The following is a 12,143-nucleotide window of genomic DNA, read 5'->3' as shown; positions in this document are numbered from 1 at the left end:
AAAACAAGGCCTGCAATTGCAGGCCTCAAATTTGTAATAGCAGCGACACTTGGTTAGGCACTCATTGCCAGCTTACCAAGCCTCATTGCGGCGGCGTGGTGGCGGTGCATGAGATGTTCCATATCGACACCTATCACTACGCCATCGTTGACACGCCATTGTCCGGCTATCATTACTTTGTCTGCTTGTTGGGCACCACACAAAAGCAGTGCGGCGAGCGGATCGTGACTGCCAGAGAAACGAATATCATCAAGCTTGAACATAGCGATATCGGCTTGTTTGCCAACCTCAAGAGTACCGATATCGGTACGGCCCATTGCACGTGCAGACCCCGATGTTGCCCAGCGAAGTGCATCAAAGTGCGAGACATTGGCAGAGCCGTACTGCAGCCTTTGTAGATACATTGCCATTCGCACTTCGGCAATCATATTCGAACCATCATTCGAGGCCGAACCATCAACACCGAGACCGACTTTCACGCCAGCGGCTTCAAGGTCGTTGTTCTTACATATGCCTGAAGCAAGCATCATGTTCGATGTTGGACAATGGCTGATACCAACGCCTGCCGCCCCTAAACGTTTTATCTCTTCCGGATTGAAGTGGATACCGTGAGCTAACCAAGTTCGGTCATTGAGCCAGCCCACATCTTCGAGATAATCGACCGGGCGTAATCCAAACTTCTCAATACAGAAATCTTCTTCATCTAGGGTCTCGCATAGGTGAGTGTGCATCATCACGTTTTCACGCTCGCTAATTCGAGCTGTCTCTTTCATCAAATCTGTGGTGACCGAGAATGGTGAGCACGGCGCAAGGGCAATTTGAACCATCGCACCTTCATCTCGCTGATGGTAGTCTCGGATCAAGCGCTGGCTATCATCGATGATGGTTTGCTCAGTCTGGATGGTGTGCCTTGGAGGTAGCCCACCTTCATCTTCTCCTAAACTCATTGAGCCGCGAGTAAAGATAGCCCTAACACCGAGCTTTTCGGCAGCTTCGACTTGCAAGTCAATGGCGTGTTCAAGCCCGTTAGGAAGTAGGTAATGGTGGTCGGAAGCCGTGGTGCAACCAGACATCATCAGTTCGACCAAGGCCAGCTCAGTGGCAAGGCTCATCATTTCGGCATCGAGGTTTGCCCAAACTGGGTACAAACTTTTCAGCCAATGAAAAAGCTCTTTGTTGAGCGCGCCAGGGTAGGCACGAGTAAGAGTTTGATAGAAGTGATGGTGGGCGTTAATCAGCCCTGGTGTGACAACATGACGCGAGGCATCAACACTGTAGTCGACAGGGATAGTTGGTTCTTGATGTTTGCCTACTAACTCGACAATGGTATTACCTCTGACGACGAGTCCGCCTTGTGCATTGGTACTTGTGCCAGTGTAAATTGCGAGTGGATTCTTAATCCAGATGGTTTCCATTCATAATAGTCCTTAGCCATCTCAGCCTTTTCAGGGAAGAGGGTCTTTGGTTTTGTATTGTTAACGATAAGGGTTTATAAAGCAGCGCGTTTCTCAACCCACTGCTGTATGCTTCTTTAACTGATGTAAGTGTTCGTACTTCTCATTAAGTCAGTTAAGCCTGAAACCACTAGCCAATCTAAGGCGTTTAGTTTGCCTTAACTTCTGTTGTTTCAGTTTGTTCTTTTTGCTGTAGTTCTGCGTGCTTTTCCTGTTCTCGCATTTCAGCTTGCTCTTGCATCTCTAGCTCTACTTGAGCTTGGCTTTCGGCGAGTGCTTCTTGCTCTTCAGCTCGTGACGACTTAGGCAAAATCAGGTTCAGCAAAACTGTCATGATTGTCCCGGTCGTAATGCCAGAGTGTAGGAAGTTCGCTAAATCATGAGGTAAGTGCTGTAGCAGTCGTGGTTCGAAGGTTACCGCAAGCCCAGAAGCCAGACCGACACAGATCACTAGCGCGTTTCGTTTAGTGTCCGCAGCTTTTATCAACATACGAATACCCGCGTAGGCAATCATACCGAACATAACAAAACCCACGCCCCCTAATACTGGCTTAGGGATAGTGACGGCAATCGCCGCGAGTTTCGGAAACAGACCACCGAGGATCAGCAAACCACCTGTTGCAGCAACCACATAGCGACTGGCAACCCCAGTGATACCAACGATACCTACATTCTGGCTGAACGATGCGAGCGGCATAGCGGTGAGAATTGAAGAAAGCGTACTACCAAGCCCATCGCCCAGAAGACCGCGTTTTAGATCTTTACCGCTGACTTGGGTTTGGCAGTTGTTGCCAAGCGCCATGAAGTCACCTGTTGCTTCAGCAATAACCACGATGTACACCAAGCTCATACTAATGATGGCGCTCATTGAGAATGTGAAGCCGTATTTGAAAGGTTCAGGACCACCAATCCAAGCAGCAGAGCTAATTTGGTTTAGGTTTACCATGCCAAGTGATAGTGCCACGATGTAACCGCCCGCAAGGCCGATCACGATCGCGGAGGCAGCGACTGCGCCTTTGCAGTAAACAGAGACACAAACCACAATGCCCAAAGAGACCAGCGCTAAAAAGAGTTTCGGTAGCGTGGCAAACTGTTCACTGTTGGCAGGTGAATCTCCGACCCAATTCATGGCAACCGGTAAAATGGTTAGCCCGATAAGAGTAACCACTACACCACTTACCACGGTAGGGAACAGTTTCCTTACCTTATCCATGTAAAAGCTGGCTGCAATCACCACGAAGGAGCCGATCAGGGCTGAGCCCATAATTGCACTCACGCCACCTTCATTACCAATAGAGATCGCGACGCCGAGAAAGGCGAAGCTGGAGCCCATCACTACGGGTAAACGGATACCAATTGGGCCAAAACCAAGACATTGGGCGACGGTGACGATCCCCGATGCCAGCAAAGCCGCGTTAATGAGCGAGACGATTTCAGTGCTGGGCAAACCAATGGACGCGCCAACAATCAGTGGTACTGCAACAATGCCGCCAATGGAGGCTAGCATATGTTGCAGAGCAAGTAGCAGGGTGAGCCCATGAGGGGGTCTTTCATTTAGGGTATACAGAAGTTTCATTTGATATTCCTCTGCTTGTTTTTATGTTCACAAGCGAATGACAGTCAAATAATGACTTCTACAAACTGCGTAGGGTCATAAAAAAGGAGTACGAGGTGTAACGCGTTTAAATACGTCGTAGGTTCCGTACAGTTAGCTTTCTTAACATTTGATTAGAACGCTTGGCTTGATTATTAAACCAAGCGTTCAAGGTGCGTGACTCAATGGTGGTTAACTAAGGCGCCGAAAATTAACCAATGAACACCAATTTAGCGATGAAGATAGCCGCTAAGAAGTACATCGAGATAGAGACATCTTTGGTTTTGCCGGTTGCTAGTTTTAATACCGTGTAAGTGATAAAGCCAAGCGCAATCCCATTTGCGATTGAAAATGTGAGTGGCATCATTAACGCAGTGATTGCCGCTGGTGCAGCGTTAGTGAAATCTTTCCAATCAACGTGCTGCATGCTGCTCATCATCACAAATGCTACGTAGATCAGTGCGCCAGACGTTGCGTAAGCCGGGATCATACCAGCAAGTGGCGATAGGAAGATCGCAGCTAGGAACAGCGCGCCCACCACAATGGCAGAAAGGCCAGTACGAGCACCTGCTGCCACACCTGCAGCACTCTCGACATAACTGGTTACTGGTGGACAACCCACACAAGCCCCGGCAACACTCGAAATACTGTCGGCTTTTAGCGCTTTGCTCAGACCTTCAATCTTGCCCGTTTCAGGGTTGGTTAGATGTGCACGTTCTGCAACACCCATTAAAGTACCCGCGGTGTCGAACATGTTTACAAAGAGGAAGGCTAAGATAACGCTGATCATAGAGACATTCAGTGCGCCTGCGATGTCCATTGCCATAAAGGTTGGTGCTAAGCTTGGCGGCGCTGCGAAGAAGCCGTTGTATTGCACTAGACCTAACATCATGCCGATAAGCGTTACACTCAAAATACCAATTAGTACAGCACCAAAGACTTTACGCTCACTCAGCACCGCGATGATAAGGAATGCGATAGCCGCGAGCAGTGCTTCTGGCTTAGTGAAATCACCAAGCGAAACCAAAGTTGCTGGGTTTTCGACGACAATACCTGCTGTTTTAAGACCGATCAGACCCAAGAATAGACCAACACCAGCGGTCATGGAGTAACGTAAACTCTCTGGAATGCTCTCTATAATCCATTGACGAACCTTGTAGAAGCTCATCCCGACAAATAGCACACCAGAGATAAATACCGCCCCAAGCGCTACCTCCCAGCTGTAACCCATTTCACTCACCACAGTGAACGAGAAGAAGGCGTTGAGGCCCATACCCGGCGCAAGGCCAACCGGCCAGTTAGCAAACAGTCCCATTAACAGACAGCCAATCGCTGCACCAATACAGGTTGCAACGAACACAGCGCCAGAATCCATGCCAGATGCCGCCATGATCTGTGGGTTAACGAAGATAATGTAAGCCATGGTTGCGAAAGTGGTCACGCCACCAACCAATTCATTTTTTACACTGCTTCCGTGGGCCTTAATTTTAAAAAACTTCTCTAAAATTCCGTTATTCGCATCTTGGTTGAGTATTTCAGTTTTACTCTCACTCATGTCAGCAAGTCCTTTTATGTTGTGATCCATGTATTGAATACAGCGAGATTTCAATATTAAGGTTTCATATGTTTAAGATGATTTCTCTTTTTTGGGCACGAACAAGCCTGACCAAGCTCGCTGACAGTAGTGGTCAGCGACGGCCCAGCAAAAATTAAGTGCGGCTAAAATTCCTTTATACGCGGTTTTTTGAGGTTAACTTCCGCGATATGTCGAGAAGCTGTAAGGGGATACTAAAAGAGGGACGTGATAATGCGCATTCGGATCATCGAGTCCGAAGCGAATCACGACATCGTCTAAGAAGGGCACGCCATCAAGTTCGACGCCTTTGCTTTTGTAGTAATCTGCCACATAGAATACCAACTGATACTTGCCTGGGAGGAAGTTGTTACCAGCAAGAATCGGCGCATCTGTCCTGCCGTCGGAGTTGGTCATAACCGTTGCCAATTTTTCAGTTGAGTCTTCGTTCACCTTGTAAAGCTCTACCTTGATCTCTGCTCCAGGTAGGCCGTGGGTGGTATCTAAAACGTGTGTTGTTAATCTTCCCATAATCCTTCACGGCGCGTTGTCGCGTCCTGTCCTTATGCTGTGTTTCATCTGCGGTTTTTTGCCTGACAAACTGAAAGCCTGTTCACTTTGTCAGCACTAACTATGAACGAACTGTATACAATTAGTAAAGTCAATTGTAGCAAAAATGTTAACTTTAAATCGATTTTTTGATGCACCAAGTCTGTGCGTAATCAATAAAAACTTGCACCATAATTACTTAGGCTATTGTTATTAAATGATTTGTGTTGCTTAATTTAACTTTAATAACGAAATCTTTACATTAAGATAAATTATTGTATACAATGAGTGTATGGGGTGAGGTTGCTCGTGGTTTCTAACTCATAAAGGAAAACTGTGGGTGAGCGACTAAACCAAACACTAATGTTAGGAGTACTTGGATGAATAAGGATTATTCAAGAGATTTGATCGGGTATGGCGCTACCCCTCCAAATCCTCAATGGCCGGGTAATGCGCGTGTCGCGGTCTCCTTTGTATTGAACTACGAAGAAGGCGGCGAACGTTGTCTATTGCATGGTGATGATGAGTCAGAAGCATTTCTCTCAGAGATCCCATCAGCACAACCGATCAAAGGTGAACGTCACATCAGTATGGAATCGATCTACGAGTATGGTAGTCGAGCTGGAGTGTGGCGCGTACTTCGCCTATTTGATGAATATGAAATCCCTCTAACTGTTTTTGCTGTCGCTATGGCTATCGAACGTCACCCAGATGTCGCCAAAGCGATGATGGAAGCGGGCCATGAGATTTGTAGCCACGGCTACCGCTGGATTGACTATCAATACATTGATGAGTCTGAAGAGCGCGACCACATGGTGAAAGCGATAGAGATCATCCAGCAAGTGACAGGCCAACGTCCACTCGGTTGGTACACAGGTCGAACGGGTCCAAATACGCGCCGACTTGTCGCAGAAGAGGGCGGTTTTTTGTACGACTCTGATGCCTACGATGACGATCTACCATACTGGCATACCGAGACTGGTCGCCCTCAACTGGTAATCCCTTACACCCTAGATGTGAACGATATGCGCTTTTCGACAGCGCAGGGCTTTAATTCTGGTGAACAGTTTTTCCAATACTTAAAAGACACCTTTGATGCTCTTTATATGGAAGGTGAAACCGCACCGAAAATGATGTCGGTTGGGCTTCACTGTCGATTGGTTGGGCGTCCGGGTCGAATCATGGCACTGAGACGTTTTCTAGATTACGTAAAACAACACGACAACGTGTGGCTATGTCGCCGTATTGATATTGCCAATCACTGGCATGAACACCATCCGTATAAAGCGGGATAGTGGACTAGGAAAGCAGTTACAACTCACAACGATAAAAACAACACAAGCAAAGAGAGCAATAGCAAGGAGGCTAACAGTGACAGTATTTCGATCATGCCAACCCACAAAAATGGATCGCGATGAATTTGTCGCCCATTTTGCCGATGTGTACGAGCACAGCCCTTGGGTGGCAGAAGCAGTGTATGACCAAGGTTTAAGTGCAGAAGATGATCATATTGAGAATCTTCACTTGAAGATGGCATCCACGCTTTTGCAAGCCGACCACGGCAAGCAGTTGGCTTTGATCAATGCTCACCCAGACTTAGCCGGTCGAGCAGCAGTAAATGGCGAACTCACAGAGTCGTCTACTAAGGAACAAGCGGGGGCGGGCATCGATAAATGCAGCGCCGAAGAATTTGAAAAATTCACTTCTTACAACAACAGCTACAAAAGTCGCTTCAACTTCCCTTTTATCATGGCGGTAAAGGGAGCCAATCGTTACCAAATTCTTGAGTCGTTCGAGATGCGATTAGGAAATGATAGTGAAACTGAGTTTGCTACGGCGATACAAGAGATCAACAAGATCGCAATGTTTCGTCTCTGGGATATGTAGGTTAACGGAGTTAGCAGCTATTTCAGAACCGACTTAATGCGCCGGGCGCTGAGCAGTCAGCCACTGAATCATTAAGTTCTCATTTTATTATTACTTTATTAATTTCATAGGATTACACGGACATGACCCATAAATTTGAACAGTATATAAATCTAGCAGACGAAAAACTCGGTGCGGAAGCGATCTTCGCCACGGACGATTTCTTTGCCGACAAAAGCCGCCTACTCAGCCACGCAGCGCCAGTATGGAAAGATGACCTATACGATGACAACGGTAAATGGATGGACGGTTGGGAAAGTCGCCGTAAGCGTGGCGAAGGTTATGACTACTGTGTGATTCGCCTTGGACTAGCAGGCACGATTGCGGGCGTTGATATCGATACTTCATTCTTCACAGGTAACTTCCCGCCTTCTGCATCGATTGATGCATGCTATTCACCACAAGGCGAGCCAACAGACTCTACTGAGTGGCAAGAGATCCTCCCTTCTATTGCTCTGCAAGGCGATCATCATCATCTTGAAGAGATTGAAAGTGACCAAGTATTTACGCATCTGCGTCTAAACATTTATCCAGACGGCGGTGTTGCTCGTCTGCGCGTTTTCGGTCGTCCTAGTGTTGATTGGGATGCGATTGACGCACAACAGCAAATTGACCTTGCAGCGGTTGAACATGGCGGACGCGCACTGGCGTGTAGTGATGAGCACTACGGTAATAAAGCAAACATTCTTGGCCCTGGCCGCGGTGAAAACATGGGTGATGGTTGGGAAACAGCACGTCGCCGTACACCGGGTAACGATTGGGTGATTGTTGCGTTGGGCCACCCGGGTAACATCGAGCGTATTGTTGTTGATACTGCGCACTTTAAAGGCAACTTCCCGGACAGCTGTTCAATTCAAGCGGCGTATGTGAAAGGCGGTACCGACGACCAAGTAGAGACGCAAAGTCTATTCTGGCGTGAGCTTCTACCGGCGCAAAAACTGTCTGCTCACAATATTCATGAATTCATTTCCGAGGTGAACGATCTTGGTGCGGTGACACACGTACGTGCCAACATTTTCCCAGATGGCGGTATCAGCCGTTTACGTCTATTTGGTACTAAAGCGAAATAGGTAAGGAAAAGAGCATGAGTAATGGAATACGTCGTTTAGTGATCGAACCGTTAACCAAACAAGCGTTTGCTGAGTTTGGCGATGTTATCGAGTCTGATAACAGTGATTTTTTCATGATCAACAATGGGTCAACCCGTCGCTACCACAAGCTTGCGGCAACGGATGTGCAAGACCAAGGCGGAGAAGCCATCATCAGCATCTTCCAAGCCACTCCGCTGAAGTACCCATTGACTATCGAGATGTTAGAGCGTCATCCACTTGGCTCTCAGGCATTCGTTCCATTACTTGGTCAACCCTATTTAATTGTTGTCGCGCCAAAGGGCGATAATCCGACATTAGCCAGCTGCCGAGCGTTTCTCAGCAATGGCCGCCAAGGAGTGAACTATCACAAAGGTGTGTGGCACCATCCCGTTCTCGCGCTTACCGATCAAGACCAATTCTTGATTGTGGATAGAGGCGGTGAAGGCCATAACTGTGATGAGGTTTATTTTGATAGCGACCTTGTGGCACTGCACTTGGAAGATCTGCCTACGGACAACAATAAGGAAGAGCAGCGCGTTGAAAATGCGCTGTGATACAGGAGTTTATTATGGATCCGCATATTACAGAATGGTTGAATTTGGCGATTCGCTGGATTCACATGATCGTTGGTGTCGCATGGATCGGCGCATCATTTTATTTTGTCTGGCTTGAAAATAACCTCAATCGAGTAAACCCCAAAACAGGTCTATCTGGTGACTTATGGGCGATTCACGGTGGTGGTATTTATCACCTTGAAAAGTACAAGCTTGCGCCACCAGAGATGCCAGAACACCTTCACTGGTTTAAATGGGAAGCTTACTTCACTTGGATCACGGGTGTGTGTTTACTTGGGGTTGTCTACTACCTTAATGCTGAAATTTACCTGATCGCACCGGGCTCAGGTCTTGATTCGACTACTGCAATCGCGATTGGTATTGGTTCTTTTGTCGCTGGTTGGTTTATTTACGACCTGTTATGTGACTCTCCATTAGGTAAGACGCCGGTACTGCTTAGTATTGTGTTGTTCGTACTGCTGGTGGCCGCGACTTACGGCTTGACTCAAGTTTTTAGTGGCCGTGGTGCTTACATTCATGTTGGTGCAATCATAGGTACCATCATGGTGGGTAACGTATTCCGCGTTATCATGCCTGCACAGCGCAACCTAGTGAAAGCGATTGAAGAGAAGCGCGAACCTGATCCAGCACTTCCAGCGAAAGGCTTACTGCGTTCTCGTCACAATAACTACATGACGCTACCAGTATTGTTCATCATGATCAGTAACCACTTCCCGAGCACTTATGGTTCGGAGTACAACTGGTTGATTCTAGCTGGTTTGGCGGTATTCAGTATCTTGGTTCGCCACTACTTTAATACCCGACATGGCAGCCAGAAGTTTGCTTGGACAGTGCCAGTGGCTGCACTCGGTATGATTACACTTGCGTTCGTGACCTCACCATACGCGAAAAAGCAGATGACACCGACTCCAGTCGCGAAAGCGCCAGTGGTTGAGCAGGTGCAAAGCAGTGTAGAAGCGACACCAGTCGTGGAAGAAATTGCGGCAGGAGCTGTGGAATCTGACAATGGTGCTCAAGTTCAGCAAACAGCAGCCACTAGTGATCCGGTACCTTCGGACGCAGGCATTCGCTTTGAGACCATCAACCAAGTCATTCAAGAGCGCTGTTCGGTGTGTCATTCAGCTTCACCGACTCATGCTGCCTTTGCTGCCGCACCAGCCGGGGTCATCTTGGATACACCTGAAGAGATCAAAGCCAATGTACCAAGAATTATCGCTCAAACCGTAACAACGAAAGTCATGCCACTTGGAAACCTCACCCAAATGACAGATGACGAACGTACTCTTATCGGTGATTGGGCAGCACAAGGAGCCAAACTTCAATAGCAGCATCCTTTACCTAAGAGCGTGAGTCTTAGGTGAGGCTTGGGGAGAGTTTGGTCATACGGGCACGCGCCAAACTCGTCCCACCCTGTTTCCCCGGTTCCTATACCGGGGCTTTTTGTTCTTCTATATTCACGCGTTGGTTTTTCCAGATATTTCTCTTTTTTGACGCGTTGCTTACACTCGTCAAGCAATTGATACTTACTATCGAAACTCTCTTATTCATATAGGCAAGTGTCTAATTATGAAGCACTTCTTTGAAAGTGAGTTGATGCTCTCTAGCTCACTTAACTTTGTTTTATTGTCCGTTGGACTGACTCTTCTGCTGCATATCCCAATTTGGTGTGGGTTCAACCTGAGCCGACGTAAATGGAAACTGATGGATTATTTATGGCCCTTTCTGGCGGGGATAGGCATGCTTGGTGCTGTCTCAGAAATTCGAGCTAAGGTTGCCGGTGATTGGGTTGAAACTGAGCAGACAAGAGCCGTGGTGATTCTGGAGTCTATTCAACAGTTCTCTCTTGAACGATTGCGCGGTGATGTTTGTTCAGGTCAGCCGTCGGCCAATGATCAAATCGAATACCATCAAGCCTGTATGTGGTATCTCACGACCGCGAAGACCTTTAAAGATGTTGATTTCTCTCTGCTTCCGAGCGCATCGACATTGACGGTTCCAGCACCTGATATTGCGTTACTAGAGAGCGATTCTGTATGGGTAAGTGGGATGCTGAATCAATACGAGAGGCAGAAAAATCAATACATCAAAACCAGGGAAGCGCAGCTTAAACAGCCGATAGAAAGCCTTTTCTGGTATCTGAGTCCTTACTTAGTCTGTTTTGCGATTGCGTTGCGTATGACTAAAGTGACGGCAGAATTGAAACTCGATAAATCATCACAATAACTTTACGGTTGCAGCCTATTTGGACGAATGAGTATTGCCAACAGCAAAAGTAGCCTTACTCAAACGATAGAGCAAACGTCAGCAGTATCGGTAAGGTCACGATACTTAAGAAGTTGCCAAATAGCACCATAGACGCAACCTTAGGTGGCTCAACGTTGAAGCGTTCAGCAAACAAGTAGTTCATGACCGCTGGTGGCAGCATGGTGAACAGAACCATCATTTGAAGCTGTAGAGTTGGTAGTGGAATAAAGAAGTAAATGATGCCGAAAGCGACGGCTCCGGTGAACAGAGACTGAACCGTGCATAGTAAACCGACCTTGAGGCCGCTGAGTCTTAGGTTGACCATTTGTGAGCCAAGGGATAGCAGCATGATTGGCACGGCTGCTTGCCCAAGTAGCGATGTGGCTTCGTAAAGCGGATTCCACACCGCGACACCAGATAAATTGAGCGTCATTGCCACGGCTGCGGCAAGGAAAATCGGCATCTTGACGATCTGCTTTAGCGGGTTCCCTTCACTTAACAACACCAACCCCAAACTGATATGGATGCAAGCAGAAACCACGAACAATAGTACTGCTGGCGCTAAAGCAGTCTCACCAAAGGTATAGGTGAATAGTGGGATCGCAAGGTTCCCGCTATTACGAAACATGTGCGGAGGTGCCCAAGCTTTGAAGTTGAGCTTAAAGACCTTACAGATTGGAATCATTAATACTGCAGGTACTAATACTGCGACCAACGAGGCGGTAATTAGTGGTACTTGCTCAGTATCGAGCGGCATGGTTGCGAGTGAGGCAAACACTAAGGCAGGGATACACACGTCCATATTGATACGGTTGATAGGCTTAAAGTCGGGCTTGAGCCAACGACCCACGGCAAAGCCAGCTGCGGCGAGCGCAAAAACGGGAAATAGAATGCCAACAACCTGCTCGAACATAGAATTCCTTTTCTAAGTAACGGATCAATAGGGGTATGCTCAACATAGATTCGGAAGGTTGAGCGACTTGCATAACTCTATTAAGTTACCAACATAAATCGGTTACGTCGTGGGCATTTAGCACACAGTAGAGATTTAATTATTGTTATTTGATGAGGATGCAAAAAAGACCAGAGGCAGGGGGGGCGACTGGTCTTGGAAGGCGAGGTGAATAGAAGGCTAGG

11 protein-coding genes are annotated in these 12,143 nt (G+C 47.5%); 6 read left to right on the top strand and 5 right to left on the bottom strand.

Going from position 1 to position 12,143, the window contains the following annotated elements; all coding sequences use genetic code 11:
• Window positions 1–53 precede the first annotated feature (53 nt).
• From vsple_RS17560 to uraH, 4 genes are all read right to left on the bottom strand, one after another.
• Window positions 54–1,415 (bottom strand): 8-oxoguanine deaminase, encoded by a 1,362-nt coding sequence (locus vsple_RS17560; protein ID WP_261883221.1) that lies wholly within the window; start codon window positions 1,413–1,415, stop codon window positions 54–56.
• A gap of 187 nt (window positions 1,416–1,602) precedes the next feature.
• On the bottom strand, window positions 1,603–3,030 hold the full coding sequence (locus tag vsple_RS17555) for a nucleobase:cation symporter-2 family protein (protein ID WP_261883220.1): 1,428 nt from the start codon (window positions 3,028–3,030) through the stop codon (window positions 1,603–1,605).
• 229 nt (window positions 3,031–3,259) lie between these two features.
• Window positions 3,260–4,603, bottom strand: a complete 1,344-nt coding sequence (locus vsple_RS17550) for an NCS2 family permease (protein WP_261883219.1) — start codon at window positions 4,601–4,603, stop codon at window positions 3,260–3,262.
• Window positions 4,604–4,798: 195 nt separating this feature from the next.
• Complete coding sequence (uraH, locus tag vsple_RS17545) at window positions 4,799–5,152, bottom strand: hydroxyisourate hydrolase (RefSeq protein ID WP_261883218.1); 354 nt, start codon at window positions 5,150–5,152, stop codon at window positions 4,799–4,801.
• A 398-nt stretch (window positions 5,153–5,550) separates the two neighbouring features.
• Here uraH and puuE point away from each other — a divergent pair, with 398 nt between their 5' ends.
• The 6 genes from puuE to vsple_RS17515 all read left to right on the top strand — a co-directional run bounded on the left by puuE (window position 5,551) and on the right by vsple_RS17515 (window position 10,985).
• A complete protein-coding gene (gene puuE / locus vsple_RS17540) occupies window positions 5,551–6,465 on the top strand; it encodes an allantoinase PuuE (protein WP_261883217.1) in 915 nt (304 codons plus the stop codon).
• Window positions 6,466–6,541: 76 nt separating this feature from the next.
• Window positions 6,542–7,057: a 2-oxo-4-hydroxy-4-carboxy-5-ureidoimidazoline decarboxylase gene (gene uraD / locus vsple_RS17535; protein WP_261883216.1), complete on the top strand. Its 516-nt coding sequence runs from the start codon at window positions 6,542–6,544 to the stop codon at window positions 7,055–7,057.
• 122 nt (window positions 7,058–7,179) lie between these two features.
• Window positions 7,180–8,166: an allantoicase gene (alc, locus tag vsple_RS17530; protein WP_261883215.1), complete on the top strand. Its 987-nt coding sequence runs from the start codon at window positions 7,180–7,182 to the stop codon at window positions 8,164–8,166.
• Between the two features lie 14 nt (window positions 8,167–8,180).
• A complete protein-coding gene (locus vsple_RS17525) occupies window positions 8,181–8,741 on the top strand; it encodes an ureidoglycolate lyase (RefSeq protein ID WP_261883214.1) in 561 nt (186 codons plus the stop codon).
• Window positions 8,742–8,755: 14 nt separating this feature from the next.
• Window positions 8,756–10,087, top strand: coding sequence for a urate hydroxylase PuuD (locus vsple_RS17520; protein ID WP_261883213.1), 1,332 nt, complete (start codon window positions 8,756–8,758; stop codon window positions 10,085–10,087).
• A gap of 241 nt (window positions 10,088–10,328) precedes the next feature.
• The gene (locus vsple_RS17515; RefSeq protein WP_261883212.1) at window positions 10,329–10,985 is read left to right on the top strand and encodes a hypothetical protein; all 657 of its coding nucleotides are present in this window, start codon (window positions 10,329–10,331) and stop codon (window positions 10,983–10,985) included.
• 55 nt (window positions 10,986–11,040) lie between these two features.
• Here the strand turns inward: vsple_RS17515 and vsple_RS17510 are convergent, their stop codons facing one another.
• Window positions 11,041–11,919, bottom strand: a complete 879-nt coding sequence (locus tag vsple_RS17510) for an AEC family transporter (protein WP_261883211.1) — start codon at window positions 11,917–11,919, stop codon at window positions 11,041–11,043.
• Window positions 11,920–12,143: the final 224 nt, after the last annotated feature.

Source organism: Vibrio pelagius (assembly GCF_024347575.1).
GTDB classification, from domain to species: Bacteria; Pseudomonadota; Gammaproteobacteria; order Enterobacterales; family Vibrionaceae; genus Vibrio; species Vibrio pelagius.
Note: the sequence above shows the minus strand (reverse complement) of the source record. Positions and strands in the feature narration are given on the sequence as shown.